Raw genomic sequence first — 21,177 nt, 5'->3', positions numbered from 1 at the left:
TTAAATTATTCCTCAGTTGTTCCTTCTGTATCGTCCGCATTTTCATTGCTTTCGACATCATCAGAAACATCTTCGAAATCGGTATTCTCTATTGGATGTTCATGAATTGCCGCATCTTCTAAAGCTTCACGCTGTGCTTTTTCTTCAGCGATCTCTTCTTCGGTCTGTGACAGCACTTTGCATACAGAGGCGATTTCGTCATTACGTTTTCCTAAATTAATCAGGCGTACCCCTTGTGTTGCACGTCCGATGACATTCAGATCGGATACCTTCATACGGATTGTGATACCGGATTTATTAATGATCATAATATCGTTTTCCTCCGTAACATTCTTGATGGCAACCAGTTTACCGGTCTTTTCCGTAATGTTGATGGTTTTGACACCCTTACCTCCGCGATTCGTAATACGATAATCTTCGATATTAGAACGTTTGCCGTAACCTTGTTCGGACACAACCAGTACAGTTTCTTTTTCTTTGTCCTTAATGCAAACCATTCCTACAACTTCGTCGTTAGAATCGTCATCAAGTGTCATACCTCTTACACCGGATGCTGTACGGCCCATAACGCGCACTGCATTTTCATGGAAACGGATAGCACGTCCGTTACGGTTTGCAATCAGAACTTCATTATTGCCATTTGTCATACAAACTTCGATCAGACCGTCGTCTTCACGTAATGTGATGGCATTTACACCATTCTGACGAGGACGAGAATATGCTTCCAGTAACGTCTTCTTGATCACACCTTTCTTTGTACAGAACAACAGATAGTGCGAATTAATAAACTCGGTGTCTGTCGTCAGCTTCTTTACGCGAATGAAAGCGTTGACCTTGTCATCCGGTTCGATGTTCAACAAGTTCTGGATCGCTCTACCCTTTGAGTTCTTCGCTCCTTCCGGAATTTCGAACACTTTCAACCAATAACATTTTCCTTTTGCCGTAAAGATCAGCAAGGTAGCATGCATGGAAGCCGGATAGATATATTCTACAAAATCTTCGTCACGCGTTTCAGAACCTTTGGCCCCTACTCCGCCGCGTCCCTGAGCACGGAATTCACTAAGCGGCGTACGCTTGATGTATCCCATGTGGGAGATGGTAATGATCATCTCATCATCTGCATAGAAGTCTTCAGGATTGAGTTCTTCGGAGGCATAAACGATATCTGTTTTACGTTCATCTCCGTACTTGTCCTTGATTTCCTGCAACTCGTCTTTGATGACTTTCATACAAAGATCGTCATTTTCTAGAATTTCCTTCAAATATGCGATTAATTTTTCGATTTCTTCATACTCTGCACGAAGTTTATCCTGTTCCAGGCCAGTTAACTGGCGAAGTCTCATTTCTACAATGGCACGAGACTGTATATCCGACAGGGAGAAACGTTCCATCAAACGTTCGATAGCTTCAGCAGGGCTTTTAGATGATTTGATGATTGCAATGACTTCATCAATATTATCGGAAGCAATAATCAGACCTTCTAAGATATGGGCACGTTCTTCGGCTTTCTTCAAATCGTATTTCGTACGGCGAATCACAACTTCATGTCTATGGTCGACAAACGCTTTGATCAAATCTTTCAGATTGAGCAGTTTGGGACGCCCATTCACCAACGCGATATTATTGACGCTGAAGGAAGACTGCAATGCCGTCATCTTATATAGCTTGTTGAGCACAACACTCGAATTTGCATCCCTTTTTACATCCACGACGATTCTCATGCCTTGGCGGTCCGACTCGTCATTTACATTCGATATGCCGTCTATGCGCTTTTCATTCACTAAATCGGCAATATACTTGATCAGTTCGGCTTTATTTACACCATAAGGGATTTCCGAAATGATAATCTTCTCATGATTATTTTCCGTCTCGATTTCTGCTTTACCGCGCAAAACAATACGTCCCTTACCTGTTTCAAAGGCGTCTTTTACACCAGCATATCCGTAGATAGTCGCACCTGTCGGGAAATCAGGAGCTTTGATATATTGCATCAAATCAGCTACTTCCATTTCCCCACGAGTATCAATGTAGGCCATACAGCCGTCCAGCACCTCGCTAAGGTTGTGTGTTGGCATATTTGTCGCCATACCAACGGCGATACCAGATGCTCCATTTACCAGCAAATTCGGAATACGAGTCGGCAATACGGTCGGCTCTTTCAGTGTATCATCGAAATTCAGCTGGAAATCAACCGTATCTTTGTCGATATCGCGAAGCATTTCTTCGGCAAGTTTACTTAATCTTGCTTCTGTATAACGCATGGCAGCAGGACTGTCACCGTCCACCGAGCCAAAGTTTCCTTGTCCATCCACCAACGTATAGCGCATAGACCATGTCTGTGCCATACGAACCATTGCGAAATAAACAGACGAGTCACCGTGTGGATGGTATTTACCTAAAACTTCACCAACAATTCTCGCAGATTTTTTATAAGGTTTGTCGGATGTATTACCCAATTCATTCATTCCAAACAAAATACGACGATGAACCGGTTTAAAACCATCCCTAACATCCGGAAGGGCACGTGAAACAATGACAGACATTGAATAGTCAATGTATGCCGATTTCATTTCCTCCTCGATGTTAATCTTAATAATTCTGTCTTGATCAACCATTTAGTCTTATATTAATTACACTCAATATCTCACCTTTCAAAAAGTGCACTAAGGTAAGGCTTTTCCGTGTATCACGAAAGCTTTTGACTCGAAATTTTAGAATTTACTTGTCAGAAGGCATCCGGTTTCAAACCATCAAAATGAAACTGCCACCCTATGAAAATGGGATTAGTAGTACATGTATTTGGAATTACACTTACGGGTAATATTTTTTAATGTTTCTTTATAACAAGATAAAGCTGTTTTTTGTAATATATGACAAGCCTGCCTTCAATACTTTATTTTCTTTTAAGGAATAATGGCATGGATTTTGTTAGATATATGACGAGAGTTTATTACATTTGCACTATCATAGTACATTATTATAATATGAAAAATAACTATTCAAAGAGATTAATGGACGTTATTGAATATAGCCGTGAAGAAGCAGCAAGGCTTCAGAACAGTTATATTGGACCGGAACACTTAATGCTTGGAATTATCCGCGACGGCGAAGGGAAAGCCGTGCAGGCCCTGCGCGAACTAAATGTCGACGAATGGGATATCAAAAGAAAGATCGAACAGGAAATTAAAAATACAATCGATGCCGAAGATGCTGTCCAGCATGATATCGCTATTAGTAAAACAACCGAGCGCGTACTGCGTATGAGTATGCTTGAATCGCGCTTGTTCAAGAAAAAAGAAACCGGAACGGAACATTTGCTTCTGGCCATTTTGAAAGAAGAGTTTAATGTTGCGGCAAAGGTGCTGAACGAAGTGGGCATAACGTATCGCAGTATATATAATTACCTGATAAGCGGCACAGGTTTGAAGCACATGGATGATTTTATTGGAGAAGAAGATGCCGAACATTTTGAAGGAATCAGTGATGGCTACACCGATGATGATGAAGATGATGACGATGATTACTCTTCCCGCCGGGAGTCTCCCCGCTCCTCTTCCGGAGCCGGCTCTGCACAACCAAAATCACCAAACGACACGCCTGTATTGGACAACTTCGGTACAGATATGACGCGTGCGGCCGCTGAAAACCGTCTCGATCCGATTGTCGGACGTGAGAAGGAGATCGAACGCTTAGCTCAGATATTGAGCCGTCGCAAAAAGAACAATCCTGTCTTGATCGGTGAGCCAGGTGTCGGCAAATCGGCAATTGTGGAAGGTTTGGCACTGCGTATCATCCAGCGCAAAGTTTCCCGCGTTTTGTTCGACAAACGTGTGATCAGCTTGGATATGGCATCTATCGTGGCTGGAACCAAATATCGCGGTCAGTTTGAAGAACGTATCAAGGCGATTCTGAACGAACTGTCGAAGAACCCGAATATCATCCTGTTTATCGATGAGATCCATACGATCGTCGGTGCAGGTTCAGCTTCAGGTTCAATGGATGCCGCCAATATGCTGAAGCCGGCTCTGGCCCGTGGTGAGATACAATGTATCGGTGCTACGACATTAGATGAATACCGTAAAAATATCGAGAAAGATGGAGCTTTGGAACGTCGTTTCCAAAAAGTGATCGTCGATCCGACAACAGCGGAAGAAACTTTGCAGATCCTGCAAAATATCAAGGCCCGCTACGAAGAACATCACAATGTGATCTATACGCCCGAAGCCCTGCAAGCTTGTGTAAAACTGACAGAACGTTATATCAGTGACCGCAACTTCCCGGACAAAGCAATTGATGCGTTGGATGAAGCCGGTTCTCGCGTACATATATCTAACATAACGGTTCCGAAAAGCATTGAAGAACTGGAAGCCAAGATCGAGGCAACCAAAACAGAGAAGCTTGCTGCCGTTAAGTCACAAAACTTTGAATTGGCTGCCAGCTTCCGTGACAAGGAACGTCAGTACCTCTTACAGTTGGAAGCAGCCAAAGCCAAATGGGAGCAAGAATTGCAGGAGCATCGCGAAACGGTGGATGAAGATAAGGTGGCTGAAGTTGTAGCCATGATGTCAGGTGTCCCTGTCCAACGTATCGCAAAAGCTGAAAACCTGAAATTACTCGAAATGGCGGAGAACCTAAAGAAGAAAGTAGTCGGCCAAGATGATGCCGTTCAGAAGATCGTAAAAGCAATTCAGCGCAACCGCGTTGGCTTAAAGGATCCGAACAAGCCGATCGGAACATTCATGTTCTTAGGGCCGACAGGTGTCGGTAAGACTCATCTGGCCAAAAAGTTGGCGGAATATCTGTTTGACTCGGCCGACGCTTTGGTCCGTATCGATATGAGCGAGTATCTCGAAAAGTTTGCGGTGTCCCGCCTGATCGGTGCGCCTCCGGGATATGTAGGTTATGAAGAAGGCGGTCAGTTAACCGAGAAGGTCCGCCGTAAGCCCTACTCTGTTGTCTTGTTGGATGAGATCGAGAAAGCGCATCCGGACGTGTTCAACCTGCTGCTGCAAGTCCTGGACGAAGGTCGTCTGACTGACAGTCTTGGCAGACGGATCGACTTTAAGAATACAATTCTGATCATGACGTCTAATATCGGTACACGCCAGTTGAAAGACTTCGGCCGTGGTGTCGGTTTCAGTTCGCAGGCTGCCGGCGAGCCAGATAAGGACTTCTCCCGCAGCGTTATCCAGAAAGCACTGAACAAGGCATTCGCTCCGGAGTTTTTGAACCGTGTGGACGACATCATTATGTTCGATCAATTGGATAAGGAAGCAATCCATAAGATCATTGACATCGAATTGCAAGGTCTTTACAAACGCGTGGCTGGTCTTGGTTATTCTTTGGAACTGACAGACGCCGCCAAAGATTTTGTTGCCACCAAAGGTTATGACATTCAGTTCGGTGCACGTCCGCTGAAGCGTGCCATCCAGAAATATCTGGAAGACGAAATGGCAGAAATGATTATCCGAGCGTCTGTCGGAGAAGGTGATACGATTGTTGTCGACTTCGACAAGGACAAACAAGAGATTGTTACGAATATAAAGAAAAGCGAGTCTGCTGCCGAAGCTTGATTTTCAAAAATGTGATTGGAGTGCCGTTGTGGTTTTTGCCACAACGGCATTTTTTATGTGATTTGCCATAAATCGAGACTTTTTTCTTAAGTTTGCCTAAACTTTTTATGCTATGACATTCTTCAGATGCCTTTGCTTGCTATTTATTTTATGCTGTTGCAATAGTAAACCGAAAACAGATGCGGGAATGATACGTGTATCAGTTCTGCGTGGTCCTTCCGCCATTGCCTTTGCACACTGGATGAAAGAAACGCCCGTTATCGACGGCAAGCCGCTTTCCGTTCGGATAATCGATTCTCCTGACTTGATGCAAGCTACTCTGATAAAAGGTGAAGCTGATATAGCTGTTTTGCCGATGATCAGTGCTGTCAACTTGTATAATAAAGGCATTCGATATCATCTGGCAGGTTGTCCGATATGGGGTACCCTCTATTTGGTAGGTAGAAGCGACAAAGGTATATCCGGTGAGAACAAATCGGTTTTACATATTTTCGGAGCAGGAACGACACCTGACATTCTTACCCGTCATTATCTCCGGCAACATAAACTTAATTACACGTTGAATTATTCACTCACTACCGCACATGAAATCATGCAGGGACTGTTGGCCGGGAAAGTCGATTATGCCGTTTTAGGAGAACCGTTCTTGAGTATTGCGTTGCGGAAAGACAGCACGTTGCAAATATTGGCAGACCTAAACAAGCCTGATTCTGCCTCTTTAGGATTTGCCCAGACAGCCATACTCTATGTGCCTACCTTGAAAAAAAGTAAAGAAACGATGGACAGTCTTTTAAATGCTTCTTGCCGTTTTGCCGTAGAGCAGCCGGAACAGGCTATTTGTATATTGGAAAAGGAAAACATTTTTACATTTGGCATGTTGACGCCCGAAAGTATCGAACGTTGTAAGATTGACTATAAAACAGTCTCCGAAGCCCAAGAAAATATACTTCACTTCCTGCAACTGATTGAGCAATATGAACCTAAAGCATTGGGAGGAAAAATGCCCGATGAGCAATTCTATAAATAATCCGAAAATGAAGAAAAGCATCTTTACGATCCTGTCGATTACAATCCTCATATTGGCCTGGCAACTATTGACCATGCTGGTCCGTTTGCCGGATTTGGTTCCGTCCATACCTCACCTATTTAGCACGCTCGTTGCACTTTTCGCATCCGGTTCATTCTATCAATCAGTCATGGCGACAGTGTTGCGTGGAACCATCGGGATGTCTATATCGTTAATGGCGGCTATGGGAGTTTCTCTCTTGTTCTACAAATGCGAGTGGATTTATGAACTATTTCGTCCGTTACTGGCCATCATGCGTTCCATTCCGGTCATTTCATTTATACTCTTGGCTTTGATTTTCCTGAATGCGGAAAGTATTCCTTTGATAATCGCTTTTCTGACCATGTTCCCACTCCTTACGGAAAACCTGACGAAAGGAATACGAGGACAGAGGAAAGAGTTTTCGATAATGGCTCGTCAATTTAGGATCGGACGCTGGAACAAGCTGACACAGGTGGTCTATCCGCAACTGAAGCCATTCCTATACAGCGGTCTTGCATCTGCTTCGGGCTTTGGTTGGCGTGCTATCATTATGGGAGAGGTACTGGCGCAATGTTCGCCCGGTATAGGCGGGGAAATGAAACAGGCACAAGTTTTTATAGCCGTTCCCGAATTGATCGCATGGACGATTATAGCAATTCTGATCAGTTATCTTTTTGATAGAGGAATCAGCTGGTTGGCGAAGCAACGATTCCCTATACATTACAACAAGCATTGCAGTAAACAACCTGTGCCAAAAGGAAATTGCGATATACGGATTCGTGATATTTCATATCGGTATGGTTCGGATACGGTCCTGTCCCACTTCAGCTATACTTTCGAAAAAGGATTCATATATGGCATAACAGCTCCGTCGGGAACTGGCAAAACGACCTTGTTGAACCTGATAGGAAACATTTTAAAACCCGCACAAGGGGAAATCGAAACAGATTTTAAAACCGGAATAGCTTATGTATTCCAGGAACCCGAATTACTCAGCCAGTTGACAATTGCCGAAAATATCGCCTTACCCTTGGCTGCCTATCTGAAAAAAGAAATTGCTTTCGAACAGGCGATTTCAATATTGCAAAAGATGGAGTTGGACGGCTTTGAGAACCGTTTTCCGAATGAACTGAGTTTCGGGCAGCAACAACGAGCAGCGATAGCACGTGCCTTGACTTACCCTTCTCCACTCCTGCTCATGGACGAGCCTTTTAAAGGTTTAGACGAGGCTTTAAGCCGCCGTATTATCAAGCGTATCCGTGAACGGCAAACAGAGAATGGGCAGACGATTCTCTTCACTTCCCATAATCCCGGAGAACTGCATTTGTTTGCAGATAAGACAGTTCGTTTGGATCCAACCAGCCATTAAGAGACTTTTACCGGTGAGCAAGGGATGGTAAACCAAAAAGTAGACCCCTTGCCTTCTTCCGATTCCACTCCTATTTCCCCTTTCAAGATAGAAATGATTGTCTTGCAGATGGAAAGTCCGAGACCTGTTCCCTGTTTGAACATATCCAACTTGACAAAGCGGTCGAATTTAGGTTGACAAAATTCTTGAATTTAAACGTGAATTGCAAATGTTTAGATAAAGAACTCGCCGGCTGGAGCAAAATAAATACCAAACAATTATCTTTGCGATTCAAATATAAAGAAACAACCCATATGGTAACATCATTTCATGCGCAGATTTCCCGTATCCTGAACATTCCTGCCGGACAGGTGGAACGAACCATCGGGCTATTGGGAGAAGGAGCGACAATCCCCTTCATCAGCCGGTACCGCAAAGAGGTGACCGGAGGACTGGATGAAGTTCAGATCGGCAATATCAAAGATCAGTTGGACAAGTTGACCGAACTGAAGAAGAGAAAAGAAAGTATCTTATCCTCCATAGAAGAACAAGGCAAACTGACTCCCGAACTGAAAAAGAGGATCGAGGATTCGTGGGATAGTACCGAAATAGAAGACCTTTATCTGCCTTACAAGCCCAAACGGATCACCAAAGCGGAAATTGCCCGTAAGAAAGGACTCGAACCTCTTGCCAGAATCGTGATGATGCAAAACGAAAGAGACTTGCCAGCCCGCGTGGCAGCCTTTATCAAAGGGGAAGTGAAGAACGCTGAAGAAGCGTTGCAAGGGGCACGCGACATCATCGCTGAATGGGTGAATGAGAACGAAGAGGCCCGCAATGTCGTCCGGAATTCTTTCTCACACACGGCAGTCATCACGTCCAAAGTCATCAAAGGAAAAGAGGAAGAGGGCGCTAAATACCTCGATTATTTCGAATTCAGTGAAACTCTGAACCGTATAAGTTCACATCGTCTGTTGGCCCTGCGCCGAGGTGAAACGGAAGGTATCCTGCGTGTAAGCATTTCTCCCGACACGACGGGCTGCCTGGACCGGTTGAAACGCCGTTTCGTGAAGGGACGGGGCGAAACATCCGACCAAGTATCGATAGCTGTAGACGATTCTTTCAAGCGCCTGCTGAAACCTTCCATCGAAACCGAATTTGCTAATTTGAGCAAGGCAAAAGCCGACGAAGAAGCGATCCGTGTATTTACCGAAAACCTGCGCCAGTTGTTGTTGGCTCCGCCATTGGGACAAAAACGTGTGTTGGGTGTCGATCCCGGTTATCGTACTGGTTGTAAACTGGTTTGCCTCGACGCGCAGGGGGCATTGTTACATAATGAAGCGATCTATCCTCACCCGCCCCAGAACGAAAAAAGCAAAGCGGCTGCCAAAGTGGCACAACTGGTAGCCACATACGCCATCGCTATCGGGAACGGGACAGCAAGCCGCGAGACGGAACAGTTCATTACCAATATCCGCTATGATCGCAAAGTACAAGTGTTCGTGGTCAGTGAGAACGGAGCATCCATCTATTCCGCATCCAAGATAGCCCGCGACGAGTTTCCCGAATATGACGTGACGGTCCGTGGCGCCGTCAGTATCGGCCGTCGCTTGATGGACCCGCTTGCCGAGTTGGTCAAGATTGATCCGAAAAGCATCGGTGTCGGGCAATACCAGCATGATGTCGAGCAGGGTGCCCTGAAAAAGAGCCTCGACCAGACGGTGGAAAGCTGTGTAAACTTAGTCGGCGTGAATGTCAATACGGCAAGCAAGCACCTATTGACCTATATTTCCGGATTGGGCCCGACGTTAGCACAAAACATCGTCGACTACCGAACCGAACACGGACCTTTCCAGTCTCGTCGCGAACTCCTGAAAGTACCCCGCATGGGAGAAAAGGCTTTTGAACAAAGTGCTGGTTTCCTTCGTATCCAAGATGGTAAGAACCCATTGGACAACTCGGCCGTCCATCCGGAAAGTTATCCGATCGTCGAACTGATGGCAAAGGACTTGAAATGTACTGTCACCGAACTGATCAGCAATAAAGAACTGAAGAAAAAGCTCGACTTGAAAAAATACGTCACGGACAAAGTCGGAATGCCGACTTTGTTGGATATTATGGAAGAACTGGATAAGCCGGGACGCGATCCTCGCCAGACCATCCAAGTATTTTCTTTCGATCCAACGGTGAAGACGATCGAAGACCTGAAAGAAGGGCAAGTGCTGCCGGGCATCGTCACCAATATAACGAATTTCGGCTGTTTTGTCGATGTCGGCATCAAGGAGAATGGGCTGGTTCATATTTCCGAATTGGCAGACCGTTTTATCAGTGATCCGACACAAGTCGTCTCGATCCATCAACATGTGAAAGTAAAAGTGTTAAGCGTCGACCTCGTTCGCAAACGGGTTCAGCTTTCTATGAAAGGAATAGAAGAAACAGTTTCTTAATAGCGATGAAAATTAACAAAACAAACGTAGCACGCCTGCTGGACAAAGCCAAAGTGGCTTACCAGCTGGTTCCTTATGAAGTAGATGAAAACGATCTGAGCGCGACGCACGTCGCCGACCAGTTAGGCGAGAATGTCGCGCAGGTATTCAAGACGCTTGTCCTCCACGGCGACAAAAGCGGCTACTTCGTCTGTGTCATTCCCGGCGCCGACGAGGTTGATCTGAAAAAGGCCGCTAAAGTCTCCGGCAACAAAAGTTGTGAAATGATCCCGGTCAAAGAACTCCTCCCCCTCACCGGCTACATCCGTGGCGGCTGCTCCCCCATCGGCATGAAAAAGCATTTCCCGACCTATATCCACCACACCGCCGGACAGTTCGATCACATTTATGTCAGCGCCGGACAACGGGGTTTGCAGATACGGATCGCTCCGGGAGATTTGATTCGGGAGGCACGGGCAGAGGTGGCGGATGTCATACGTGAAATATGAATCAATACTGTATATCGAAACGCTTCTACGTTATTTTCAATACGTCCACAAAGATCGTGTTTTTGAATGATTAAGCAAAGAAAACTCGCACCCCCGTCGCACCCCTGCAAACCCATTTCAAGAAATCCTGAAGCCGTTTCTCACTGTGCAGGGCGGTCTCAAGAAATCTTGAAATGGGTTTGCACCTTTGAAAAGCCGTTTTGAGAAATCTTGAAACGACTTTTTTCCATTCAAAAACGGCTTTAAGATTTCTTGAAGATATTTTTCACCGTTGGAACGGCATTTCAAGGTTTCTTGAAGACTTTTCCGGACAATAAAAGCAGAAAGCAATGCTAAATCAATAATTATTGTCTACCTTGCAGGACAATTTAAACATTTAATTCGAATGCCTATGGGAACATACACGAAAATCAAAGTAATCATGCTTTACACACTCAATAACGCCGAGTACCTGGCCTATATGAACTCCGTACTCGCTTTGCTCCCTCCCCCATCGGGCGGCGAGGAAGACCGTCCGGATGAACTCTCTTTGGACAAAGAAGTGCAAGCATCAGGAGCTCCGGACATCGGTCTGTCAAAAGAGTTTGTCAATGCAATGGAAAAGGACGTGCTTGCCCTGGCAGACGTTGTGGATGAAAGCCGTATCTCGCAGGAAACGGAAAAAGCCGAATTACACGAAAAGAATCGGGATAATTTAGTTGTTTACATCACGACACGTATCTCCCGTGCCGGGACATTGCCACTTGAGGCTGAAAGAGATGCAGGAAAATATTTATACAAGGTCATCAAGCCTTATATCGGTATCGCCCGTCTCCCGGTAGCACAGGAAAGTGCCAAGATACAAGGGCTTTTGATCGATTTGAGAAAGGACGAAAACATCTCCTACGTGGAGACGCTCGGACTGGCGGCTTATTTGGACGAACTCGAAAAGGAGAACAACGCCTATATCAGCCTGACGAGCCAACGGACACAGAACCGGGCAGCCAACAAGAAGGAAAGCGGTGCGGTTCTGCGCGAGCGGATCGACGGATATTATGAAGATCTGGTCATGCTGGCACAATCCTACAGCGTTGCCGTACCTTTGGAGGCGGCAACGGCATTTGTCAACAACCTGAATCAGCTGATCACCGAAACGACCACCGCCAACAACCAGCGAAAGAAAAGATCAGGGTCAAACGGCAACGGGGCTGACGATTCCGAACGTCCCGGAGAACTGTCTGTTTAAACAAAAAAAGAGCCGAGACTGGTAATTTTTACCGATCTCGGCTCTTTTCTTCTTTCTTTAATTTTATACACCTAAGACGATTCAGCATCGATATTCAATTTTCGGCTGATCTCACGAGCAACTTTCAAAGTCGGCTCGCATTTCTTATTTAATCTTTAGAACTTCCGGAACGTATATGTTTTCCCCTCACGGCTTAAGATCAGTTGCTTGGATTCCAGTTTATCGATTGTATAGGTTTGTTTGGAAGAATTCCAGTCGGTATAAGGCAGGAATTTACTGATCGGCCTCGGATCATTCTCTAATTCCAGCAGCAATGTTTTTTCACCTTCCAACGTGTTGTAGCCATATTGATGGCGGAAAGAGTCGATTTCCGTAACGTACACCTGGTACATAAACAAAGAATGTTCAAAATTAAAATAAACCGTATCGACATTCTGCACGTTACCGCTTGCTTCTACCTTCTGTAATTGCCATTTACCGAACAACTTGGATTCCGTGTCCTTGCTGCACGAGACGAACAGGATCACACAAAATGCTATCAATATATTTCTAACCATACTCTTTTTTCTGCTTAAATCGGACATCAAAGGAAAGGAAATAATTTCAATTTTGTATATTTGTCACCACTTTATTATGTGTTTTTAATTTTACAGACATTCTATGAGACAAATGAAACAATTTGTAATACTGCTTTCAGCTGTATTAGCTTTTTCTTCCTGCGTACACAAAGTGCAGAAGGAACAACAGGAAAAGAGTATCGTGCATACCAATCCCCTTCCCGTAAAGTTTGGTGATCCTTATGTACTGCTGGCTTCGGACGGCATATACTACATGTATGGAACAGGCGGAGGTGCTGTCGACGGCTTCAGTGTGTATTCCTCTCCCGACTTGGCCAACTGGAAAGCCGAAGGACAGGTATTTCGGGGCAATGTTCCGGGATCATGGGGAGTCGCCAACTTCTGGGCGCCGGAGGTGTATGAACGGGGTGGCAAGTTCTATATGCTGTACAGTGCCGACTGGAAAGAAAATCCGACTAACGAATTGGAAAATTTCCGTATCGGAGTGGCTGTTGCCGACAAGCCGACAGGACCTTTCAAGGAATTATCCGACAAACCTTTGTTTGATCCGGGCTATCCGGTTATCGACGGGAACTTGATCGATGACGAGGATGGACGGACCTACCTATATTTTTCCCGTTGTTGCTACAAACATCCGGTGGAAAGCGAAATTGCCGAAAAGGCTAAAAAAGAAGGGAAGTTCGACGAGATAGAGGAAAGCTGGATATATGGCATCGAGGTAAAGCCGGATTTGACAGAAGTGATCGGTGAACCGGTCCTGCTGCTCCGTCCGCCAGTAAAACTGGACGACACGCAATCCGAATGGGAAAGCCGCTCCGTTACTTCCGGTGAGATCAACCGCCGTTGGACGGAAGGTCCTTATACGATGAAAAAAGGCGATACCTACTATATGATGTATTCGGCCAACTATTATAAAGGAAAGAATTATGCTGTCGGCTATGCAACGGCAAAAAGTCCGCTCGGCCCGTTTGTCAAATCGAACGATAATCCTGTGCTACAAAAGAACGTGGAGCAGGGAGGCATCGTTACCGGTACGGGGCATAACAGCGTGACCTGGTCGAAAGACGGCAAGCAGATGTATTGTGTTTATCACGGTTACACTCAGAAAACAGGAAGCGAGCGAGTTGTCTTTATCGACAAGATGGGAATCGATGAGAACGGCAAGCTCTATGTGGACGGACCGAACGCGGAGTAAATTGAAAATTAAAAATTAAGAATTAAAAAATATCATCGACCGTAATTTTTTAATTCTTAATTTTTAATTCTTAATTTACAAAGCCCCCTTTGTACTCGGCAGTTCATACCTGTAGATGTCGCGGCGGATAGCCATCTTGATGGAGCGGGCCAAAGCCTTGAAGATTCCTTCGATCTTATGGTGCTCGTTTGTGCCTTCCGCTTTAATGTTCAGGTTCATGCGGGCGGCATCGCTCAGGCTTTTAAAGAAATGCAAGAACATTTCGGTCGGCATATCCCCTACTTTCTCACGGTGAAAGGCTGCATCCCAGACTAACCAGGGACGTCCTCCGAAATCAAGCGCCACACTGCACAGACAATCGTCCATCGGCAGGCAGTAACCGTAGCGTTCGATCCCCCTCTTATCGCCTAAAGCCTTTAACAAAGCTTCTCCAAGCGCAATAGCCGTATCCTCTATCGTATGATGTTCGTCTACTTCCAGATCTCCTTTCACCCGTACCGTCAAATCGATACCCGAATGTTTTCCGATCTGGTCGAGCATATGGTCGAAGAAGCCGAGACCGGTGGAAATCTCCGTCCGCCCATGTCCGTCCAGATTCACTTCTACAAAAATATCCGTTTCCTTTGTCGTACGTCGGATAGTGCCCCGGCGTTCTCCGGCAAAAAGATATTCCGTGATCCGGTCCCAATCGTCTGTAATCAGGACGGGAGAAATAGCCGTATTCTCCGTGAGCAACTGTCGCGCCTCGACGTCATCCGGACGAAGCCATATCCCTTTTGCCCCTAAATTGGCTGCCAGCTGCATATCCGTCAGCCGGTCACCTATCACGTAACTGTTTGCCAGGTCATATTCGCCGGACAGATAGCGGCCTAACATACCTGTACGGGGTTTCCGGTTCGGAGAGTTTTCTTCCGGAAAAGAACGGTCGATCAGGATATCGTCGAAACGGATCCCCTCGCCTTCCAAGGTCTTCAACATCTTGTCGTGTGCCGGCCAGAAAGTGTCTTCCGGAAAGGAATCCGTACCCAAACCGTCCTGGTTCGTCACCATCACAAACTCGAAATCCAACTGTTTACGGATAAAGTACAGGTTACGGAATACCTTCGGATAAAACACTAACTTCTCCAAGCTGTCCAACTGATAGTCCACCGGCGGCTCTATCACAAGCGTTCCGTCCCGGTCTATAAATAAGGCTCTTTTCATTTCATAAATCTTTACATTTTTTTAAGCGCTTCGAGCAAAGCATCGTTTTCATCCGGCTTGCCGACCGTGATGCGAAGGCAGCCGTTACACATGGTCACATTTGTCCGGTTACGGACGATAATACCCTGTCTGACCAGATTTTTATAGATCGTATCGGCATTCGTCACTTCGACCAGGATAAAATTTGCATCCGTAGGATAAATCTTGCGCACGCAGTTCAACTCCGGCAATGCAGCTTGCAGACGAATCCGCTCGGAAAGGATCGAACGAAGCTGTTTTTCCATCTGTTCCTTGTTTTCAAGCATATACAAGGCACGTTCCTGAGTCAGCAGATTTACATTGTACGGATATTTGATCTTATTGAGGATCGCAATGATTTCGGGAGAAGCAAAAGCCATTCCCAACCGGATTCCGGCAGCCCCCCACGCTTTGGACATGGTTTGCAGGACGATCAGATTCGGGAATTTCTCCAACTCGCCTAAGAAAGAAGGCTCGATGGAGAAATCGACATAAGCCTCGTCAATCACAACGATCCCTTGGAATGTATTCAATACTTTGTAAAGGCGGTCACGGCTCAGATTATTTCCCGTCGGGTTGTTGGGAGAACACAGGAATATCACCTTCACCCAGTCGTTTGCCGCTTCCAGAAGACTGTCGGTATCCAGGTCGAACTTTTCGTCCAGCTTGATCTTCCGGAACTCTACGTTATTGACATTGGCCGCGACTTCATACATGCCGTAGGAAGGCGCGATGCTTACGATGCTGTCGATAGACGGTTCGCAAAACGCACGGATAATCAGATCGATCGGTTCGTCACTTCCGTTCCCCAGAAAGATAGACTCGCGTTTCACCCCTTTGATCTCCGCAATCTTCTTCTTCAGTTCCCATTGCAAAGGATCGGGATAGCGGTTGTACGGTCTGTTAAACGGGTTTTCGTTTGCATCCAGGAAAACGGAGGCATTACCTTGAAACTCATCTCTGGCAGACGAGTAGGGTTTCATGTTCCAGACATTGGGTCTGACTAAATCTTTTAAGTCTTTCATAATGTGTTCAATCTGATTGTTACTGCATTCTTGTGCGCATCCAGCTGCTCGTTGGCCGCCATTGTCCGGATCGTCCCGCCCAACAGCCGGATGCCGTCGGCCGTGATCTCCTGGAACGTGATCTTCTTGATGAAGCTGTCCAGGTTCACGCCACTGTAGGCTTTTGCATATCCGTTGGTCGGCAACGTATGGTTCGTACCGGAAGCGTAGTCGCCAGCGCTTTCCGGCGTATAGGATCCCATGAAGACACTGCCTGCATTTTCGACCTGCCCGGCAATATCTGCATAATCGGTCGTCTGGATAATCAGATGCTCCGGAGCGTACAGGTTGGTGAAGTCGATCACTTCCTGTTTATCCTTCAGCACGATAAGACGGCTGTGGCTCAACGATTTTTCCGTGATCTCCTTACGGGGCAGCCGGTCCAGCTGTTCCCGGATCGCTTGCATGATCGGTTCGACGATGCTTTCGGATGCCGTCACCAGCATGGCTTGGCTGTCCACTCCATGTTCCGCCTGGGAAAGGAAATCTGCGGCAATAAAGGCGGGATTGGCCGATTCGTCTGCAATCACTTCCACTTCGGAAGGACCGGCAGGCATGTCGATGGCCACCTCTTTCAGGCTGACCAACTGTTTGGCCGCCGTCACATACTGGTTACCGGGACCGAATATCTTATAGACCTTCGGAACCGATTCCGTTCCGTAGGCCATCGCCGCTATGGCCTGGATACCTCCTGCCTTGAATATCTTGCTGACGCCTGCCGTTTCCGCGGCAAACAGGATGGCGGGGTGTACCTTTCCATCCTTGCCCGGAGGCGTACAAAGCACGATTTCCTTACAGCCGGCAATACGTGCCGGGACAGCCAACATCAGGACGGTAGAGAAAAGAGGAGCCGTTCCGCCGGGAATGTATAAACCGACTTTTTCTATCGCTACCGCTTTCTGCCAGCAGGTGACACCCGGTGTCGTCTCCACCTTCTTTCCCGTAAAACGCTGTGAGGCGTGAAATATCTCTATATTGTTCTTTGCTTGACGGATAGCTTGCTTCAGCTCTTCAGGTACGAGCTCCTTCGCTTCCGCTAATTCCTGTTCTGAAACCTGCAACCTTTTGAAGGTAGCGGGATCTATCTTGTCGAACTTCTCCTCATACCGGATAACGGCGGCATCTCCTCCCTTCCGGACTTCATCCAGCACCGTGCGGACCGTATCGAACAGTGTCGTGACATCCAGCGCCGGACGCAGGGCCAATGAGGCCCATTCTTCTCTTGACGGATATTTGATTACTTCCACTTTATAAATTAAAAATTAAGAATTAAAAAATTAAGAGGTAAGAATTTACTTCTTAATTTACAAAATCATTTTCTCGATCGGTAGCACCAGTATGCCTTCTGCTCCCAATGATTTCAGTTTACCGATGATTTCCCAGAAATGTTTCTCCGCTATGACGGATTGGACAGACACCCAGTTCCCGTCGGCAAGCGGCGTGATGGTCGGGCTCTTCATGCCCGGCAGCACTTCTATGATCTCGTCCATCTTGTCTTTCGGAGCGTTCAACAATACATATTTCTTGCCTTCCGCTACCTGGATCGCTTCAAAACGGAACAACAGTTCGTTCAGGATAGCCTGTTTTTCATCCGACAGGTTATTGTTAGCAATCAACAAGGCTTCGCTTTGCATGATGACTTCCACTTCTTTGAGCTGATTGCTCACCAGCGTGCTGCCGGAGCTGACGATATCGAAAATCGCATCCGCGAGGCCGATGCCCGGCGCAATTTCCACAGACCCGCTAATTACGTGAAGGTCTGCTTTCACTCCCTTTTCAGCCAGATAAGCCTTCAGTATTTCCGGATAGGAAGTTGCGATCGTTTTTCCGGCGAACCATTCCACCCCCTGATAATCTTCATCTTTCGGAATGGCGAGTGAAAGACGGCATTTGCTGAATCCTAAACGTTTGATCAGCTTGGCCTCCTGTCCTTTTTCTACATATTCGTTTTCGCCAACGATACCTATGTCGGCAACTCCATTGGCTACAGATTGTGGAATATCGTCATCGCGCAAGAATAAGACTTCTACCGGAAAACCTTTTGCCGACAACAGCAAAATACGTTTTCCCCTGTTTAGTTTAATACCGGCTTCTTCTAAGAGAAGCATTGTTTCATCGTAAAGACGACCTTTTGATTGTACTGCGATTCGTAACATGTTTATTTTGTTTGTATATATTTTTCCAAAAACAAAATAAGGCCCACCGTAAACGGCAAGCCTTATTCATTTATATCATATGTTCCTACATACCACACAGCCCACCGAACTATTGCCCGTTGTAATGATGATGATGGTGGAGATGCAGAACCGTACTTTTCATTTGTTATTATTTTTACGTTGCAAAGTTACAATAATAATTGAATTAGCAAATAAAACTTACAAAAGATTAGCCAATCGGGGTGATTTTTTATTATGAGGCCAATTTTAACCCGATAATTCCGGTTATCTGTACAAATGATCCGCCTGCTGACGGATTTTATTTGAGAGCAGGACCGGATAGTCCGGGTGGGCGGCAAAGAAATCGTCCACCTCCTTCTTAGCCTCCGGCGAAGTATGTCCGCTCAATAAAGCCCGTACCCAATCACGCGGAAAAAAGATGTCTCCCGTACGCTGTATTTCCTGCAAGGCTTCCAGTGCCGGACGGATATAACCGACCGCTTCTTTCTGGCGCAACTGGCAGTTCAGGTTCGACAAGGCGGCCGAAGCCCACGGCTCGACGCGACGGTTCTCGGCTACGAGCAGAGAAGCGAACACACTGTCGCGCACTTCCTGTCGGGGAGAAACGGAGGGTGAGATGAATGCATATTGCCGTTTGCGGTCCGGGTTGGTGATCCGTGCTTGCTGGGTTGCTACGATTTCATCGGCTTTGTCAGGCATCTGGATAGCCAGATCGTACGACAAGCTGATATAATCGTTTTCGCTCAACGAACATCCAGCAGGCGCTTTTTGGTCTTTCCAGAGCGCGTATAGTTTTCCGACCGCTTCCGGCGAGCGGGCTATGGAACGATATTGGCGGAACGCCTGCAAACGTTGTTGGGATTGTTCCGCCATTGTCACGATTCGCCAGAGCACCAGTTCCAGTTTCTCCGGATCAGCGAGATAGAAACGTTGGCAATTACCGATATATCCGAGGGCGGCCGAGAACAACAGAGAATTGTTTTCCGTAGGCAAATAATCCAACATTGCTTCCATATAAAGCTCTGCAGGGATAGTCCGGTTCAATAAATTCTCGTACAACGTAATCAACAAAGAACCTCTCAACACCTCGTCCTTACAAGCGGGAAGGTTGCCCAAACAAGCCTTCGCATCTTTCTCAAGCAGGCGGAAGAAACCATATCCTTTGCCATCGGCATTGGGCATGACGAAACAGCCTTCGCTCGCCTGCCTTTTCAGTTCCTTGAGGCATGACGCCTGCTCTTTTCCAAATGAAACTTGCACGTCCTCCGTCCCTCCGTCAGGATAGACAACCAGAAAAGACAAGTCTTGTTCCCACAACAGCCCGCGTCCTAACGGATCTTTCTGCGAGACCTGCAACGATTTGCCATCTTCGGATATCACTCCACATATCTCCGGCATGCCCTTTTCATTCACCCAAACCCGGCTCCAGGCCGTCAGATCATCGTCCGTATATTTGTCCAGAATACCGATCAGTCCTTCCCAGGTAGCATTTCCGTAGGCATACGTTTTCAGGTATTCCTGAATCCCTTTCCTGAAAGACTCCTTCCCCATTTTCTTAATCAGCATTTCCAGGATAACCGGAGACTTGTCATAGATGATATTACCGTACATCAATCCGGCATCTCGCATGTTCTCCAGTTGCTGCTTCACCGGATTGGCACCGGCGGTACGATCTTCGGAATAGGCCGCGGGGATATAGTCAAGCATGAAATTCAAAGAATGGTTCACCTCCGGAAACAGAGGCTTGATTATCTGGGAGGCATAATAATTGGCAAAGACCTCTTTTGTCCAGACATCATTGAACCATTCCATCGTCACGAAGTCCCCGAACCACATATGCGAAGTCTCGTGCGCAATCAAGGAACTGCGTGCCAGACGCTCGTTCAATGTCGGGTTCTCGTTCAGGAACATCCGCCCGTCCGTATATAAGGTCGCTCCCGTATGTTCCATCCCGCCAAACTGGAATTCCGGCAAAATGATCAGGTCGTATTTGGCGAAGGGGTATGGTATCTGTGTATATTCCTCCTGCCATTCGAGTGCATCGAACACTTCGGAGGCAATATCGGGACACTGTGCCACCTTCTTCGGGTCGGTCTCGCGATGGTAAATCGAAATATTTCGTCCGTCGCGCGAATACGTTTCCCGTGTCAGCTTACCGGCAACAAAAGAGAAAAGATAGGTGCTGAGCGGTTCTGTTTCCCGGAAAGAAATCCGCTTGCACCCGGCGACGGATGTCGAATCCACCTGCTCGACCGCCCCGTTGGCGACCGCCTGCCAGGAAGACGGAACCTCCAACGACAGGGTGAAAAGCGATTTCATGTCCGGTTGGTCGAAACAAGGGAAGAGCGTACGCGCCCGGTCGGGAACCAGCAACGTATAGAGGAATTCGTCCCGGCGGTTAAGCGACTGATCGTTTGCCGTAAATTCGATAGTCACGCGATTCTCTCCGTTTGCCACCTCTCTTGTATCGATCACGATATGCTCGTCCTTAACCGTATAAGGGACTTTCCTACCATTCAACAAAACTGAGGCTACCTGTTCCGATTCCCCTCGGAAGTCTATGATAACCGGCAGTCTTTCGCGGATAGCAAGCGTTATATCCGCTTTGCCTGTGACGGCTTCTTCGCGGGATTCCGGGATGGAAAAAAAGAGGTTGTAACGTACCTCCTTGAAATGTTCTTTCCTGAACTGAGCCAATTCCCGGCTGACTCCCGGTTTCAACAGCACAGCATCGGGTGTAGGACTACCGCAAGCCGTCAATAAACTGATAGCTGCCACTCCTATAAATTGTTTTATATTTCCAGTGTTCATTA

At 46.7% G+C, this 21,177-nt stretch carries 14 protein-coding genes and 2 pseudogenes; 7 read left to right on the top strand and 9 right to left on the bottom strand.

The window, feature by feature from the left end:
- Positions 1–5 precede the first annotated feature (5 nt).
- Positions 6–2,615, bottom strand: a complete 2,610-nt coding sequence (gene gyrA, locus NQ542_RS05225; protein ID WP_005637931.1) for a DNA gyrase subunit A — start codon at positions 2,613–2,615, stop codon at positions 6–8.
- A gap of 369 nt (positions 2,616–2,984) precedes the next feature.
- Between gyrA and NQ542_RS05220 the strand changes: the two genes are divergently transcribed.
- The 3 genes from NQ542_RS05220 (at position 2,985) to NQ542_RS05210 (ending at position 7,990) form a co-directional block, all read left to right on the top strand.
- On the top strand, positions 2,985–5,573 hold the full coding sequence (locus NQ542_RS05220; RefSeq protein WP_005637928.1) for an ATP-dependent Clp protease ATP-binding subunit: 2,589 nt from the start codon (positions 2,985–2,987) through the stop codon (positions 5,571–5,573).
- Positions 5,574–5,685: 112 nt separating this feature from the next.
- Positions 5,686–6,600, top strand: coding sequence for an ABC transporter substrate-binding protein (locus NQ542_RS05215; RefSeq protein ID WP_005648973.1), 915 nt, complete (start codon positions 5,686–5,688; stop codon positions 6,598–6,600).
- Between the two features lie 7 nt (positions 6,601–6,607).
- Positions 6,608–7,990 (top strand): ATP-binding cassette domain-containing protein, encoded by a 1,383-nt coding sequence (locus NQ542_RS05210; RefSeq protein WP_005648975.1) that lies wholly within the window; start codon positions 6,608–6,610, stop codon positions 7,988–7,990.
- On the opposite strand, the pseudogene NQ542_RS05205 reads toward NQ542_RS05210, so the two are convergent.
- Positions 7,987–8,157: pseudogene (locus NQ542_RS05205) on the bottom strand (ATP-binding protein); the annotation flags it as partial. The gene NQ542_RS05210 and the pseudogene NQ542_RS05205 sit on opposite strands and share 4 nt — an antisense overlap.
- Positions 8,158–8,283: 126 nt before the next feature.
- Between NQ542_RS05205 and NQ542_RS05200 the strand changes: the two are divergent.
- The 3 genes from NQ542_RS05200 to NQ542_RS05190 all read left to right on the top strand — a co-directional run bounded on the left by NQ542_RS05200 (position 8,284) and on the right by NQ542_RS05190 (position 12,129).
- Complete coding sequence (locus NQ542_RS05200; protein WP_039850010.1) at positions 8,284–10,416, top strand: Tex family protein; 2,133 nt, start codon at positions 8,284–8,286, stop codon at positions 10,414–10,416.
- 5 nt (positions 10,417–10,421) lie between these two features.
- Positions 10,422–10,904: a Cys-tRNA(Pro) deacylase gene (ybaK, locus tag NQ542_RS05195; protein ID WP_005637917.1), complete on the top strand. Its 483-nt coding sequence runs from the start codon at positions 10,422–10,424 to the stop codon at positions 10,902–10,904.
- 391 nt (positions 10,905–11,295) lie between these two features.
- A complete protein-coding gene (locus NQ542_RS05190) occupies positions 11,296–12,129 on the top strand; it encodes a DUF6261 family protein (protein ID WP_039850062.1) in 834 nt (277 codons plus the stop codon).
- A gap of 63 nt (positions 12,130–12,192) precedes the next feature.
- Here NQ542_RS05190 and NQ542_RS17840 read toward each other — a convergent pair.
- Together NQ542_RS17840 and NQ542_RS05185 are read right to left on the bottom strand one after the other, a co-directional pair.
- Positions 12,193–12,281, bottom strand: a pseudogene (locus NQ542_RS17840) (helix-turn-helix domain-containing protein); the annotation flags it as partial.
- 3 nt (positions 12,282–12,284) lie between these two features.
- Positions 12,285–12,686, bottom strand: a complete 402-nt coding sequence (locus tag NQ542_RS05185; protein WP_005648980.1) for a lipocalin-like domain-containing protein — start codon at positions 12,684–12,686, stop codon at positions 12,285–12,287.
- A 103-nt stretch (positions 12,687–12,789) separates the two neighbouring features.
- On the opposite strand from NQ542_RS05185, the gene NQ542_RS05180 reads away from it, so the two are divergent.
- Positions 12,790–13,902 carry a glycoside hydrolase family 43 protein gene (locus NQ542_RS05180; protein WP_005637908.1) on the top strand — a complete coding sequence of 371 codons (1,113 nt, stop codon included), beginning with the start codon at positions 12,790–12,792 and terminating at the stop codon, positions 13,900–13,902.
- A gap of 75 nt (positions 13,903–13,977) precedes the next feature.
- On the opposite strand, the gene hisB is transcribed toward NQ542_RS05180, so the two are convergent.
- The 5 genes from hisB to NQ542_RS05155 form a co-directional block, all read right to left on the bottom strand.
- Complete coding sequence (hisB, locus tag NQ542_RS05175; RefSeq protein ID WP_005637905.1) at positions 13,978–15,105, bottom strand: bifunctional histidinol-phosphatase/imidazoleglycerol-phosphate dehydratase HisB; 1,128 nt, start codon at positions 15,103–15,105, stop codon at positions 13,978–13,980.
- Between the two features lie 11 nt (positions 15,106–15,116).
- A complete protein-coding gene (gene hisC / locus NQ542_RS05170) occupies positions 15,117–16,148 on the bottom strand; it encodes a histidinol-phosphate transaminase (RefSeq protein WP_005637903.1) in 1,032 nt (343 codons plus the stop codon).
- The gene (hisD, locus tag NQ542_RS05165; RefSeq protein ID WP_005637901.1) at positions 16,145–17,434 is read right to left on the bottom strand and encodes a histidinol dehydrogenase; all 1,290 of its coding nucleotides are present in this window, start codon (positions 17,432–17,434) and stop codon (positions 16,145–16,147) included. Before hisD ends, hisC begins: the two co-directional genes overlap by 4 nt.
- Before the next feature lie 57 nt (positions 17,435–17,491).
- Positions 17,492–18,343 (bottom strand): ATP phosphoribosyltransferase, encoded by an 852-nt coding sequence (hisG, locus tag NQ542_RS05160; protein ID WP_005637900.1) that lies wholly within the window; start codon positions 18,341–18,343, stop codon positions 17,492–17,494.
- A 285-nt stretch (positions 18,344–18,628) separates the two neighbouring features.
- Complete coding sequence (locus tag NQ542_RS05155; RefSeq protein WP_005637896.1) at positions 18,629–21,175, bottom strand: M1 family metallopeptidase; 2,547 nt, start codon at positions 21,173–21,175, stop codon at positions 18,629–18,631.
- Positions 21,176–21,177 lie beyond the last annotated feature (2 nt).

Origin of the sequence: Parabacteroides merdae ATCC 43184, assembly GCF_025151215.1 — a bacterium.
Taxonomy (GTDB): domain Bacteria; phylum Bacteroidota; class Bacteroidia; order Bacteroidales; family Tannerellaceae; genus Parabacteroides; species Parabacteroides merdae.
This window is presented reverse-complemented; position numbering and strand designations above follow the sequence as displayed.

Excerpts from the sequence above, each read along its gene's own strand:
- NQ542_RS05185 (WP_005648980.1), bottom strand. The coding sequence starts at position 12,686 with ATGGTTAGAAATATATTGATAGCATTTTGTGTGATCCTGTTCGTCTCG.
- hisB (WP_005637905.1), bottom strand. The coding sequence starts at position 15,105 with ATGAAAAGAGCCTTATTTATAGACCGGGACGGAACGCTTGTGATAGAG.
- hisG (WP_005637900.1), bottom strand. The coding sequence starts at position 18,343 with ATGTTACGAATCGCAGTACAATCAAAAGGTCGTCTTTACGATGAAACA.
- NQ542_RS05215 (WP_005648973.1), top strand. The coding sequence starts at position 5,686 with ATGACATTCTTCAGATGCCTTTGCTTGCTATTTATTTTATGCTGTTGC.
- NQ542_RS05190 (WP_039850062.1), top strand. The coding sequence starts at position 11,296 with ATGGGAACATACACGAAAATCAAAGTAATCATGCTTTACACACTCAAT.
- NQ542_RS05220 (WP_005637928.1), top strand. The coding sequence starts at position 2,985 with ATGAAAAATAACTATTCAAAGAGATTAATGGACGTTATTGAATATAGC.
- NQ542_RS05180 (WP_005637908.1), top strand. The coding sequence starts at position 12,790 with ATGAGACAAATGAAACAATTTGTAATACTGCTTTCAGCTGTATTAGCT.
- NQ542_RS05210 (WP_005648975.1), top strand. The coding sequence starts at position 6,608 with ATGAAGAAAAGCATCTTTACGATCCTGTCGATTACAATCCTCATATTG.
- hisC (WP_005637903.1), bottom strand. The coding sequence starts at position 16,148 with ATGAAAGACTTAAAAGATTTAGTCAGACCCAATGTCTGGAACATGAAA.
- ybaK (WP_005637917.1), top strand. The coding sequence starts at position 10,422 with ATGAAAATTAACAAAACAAACGTAGCACGCCTGCTGGACAAAGCCAAA.
- NQ542_RS05155 (WP_005637896.1), bottom strand. The coding sequence starts at position 21,175 with ATGAACACTGGAAATATAAAACAATTTATAGGAGTGGCAGCTATCAGT.
- NQ542_RS05200 (WP_039850010.1), top strand. The coding sequence starts at position 8,284 with ATGGTAACATCATTTCATGCGCAGATTTCCCGTATCCTGAACATTCCT.
- gyrA (WP_005637931.1), bottom strand. The coding sequence starts at position 2,615 with ATGGTTGATCAAGACAGAATTATTAAGATTAACATCGAGGAGGAAATG.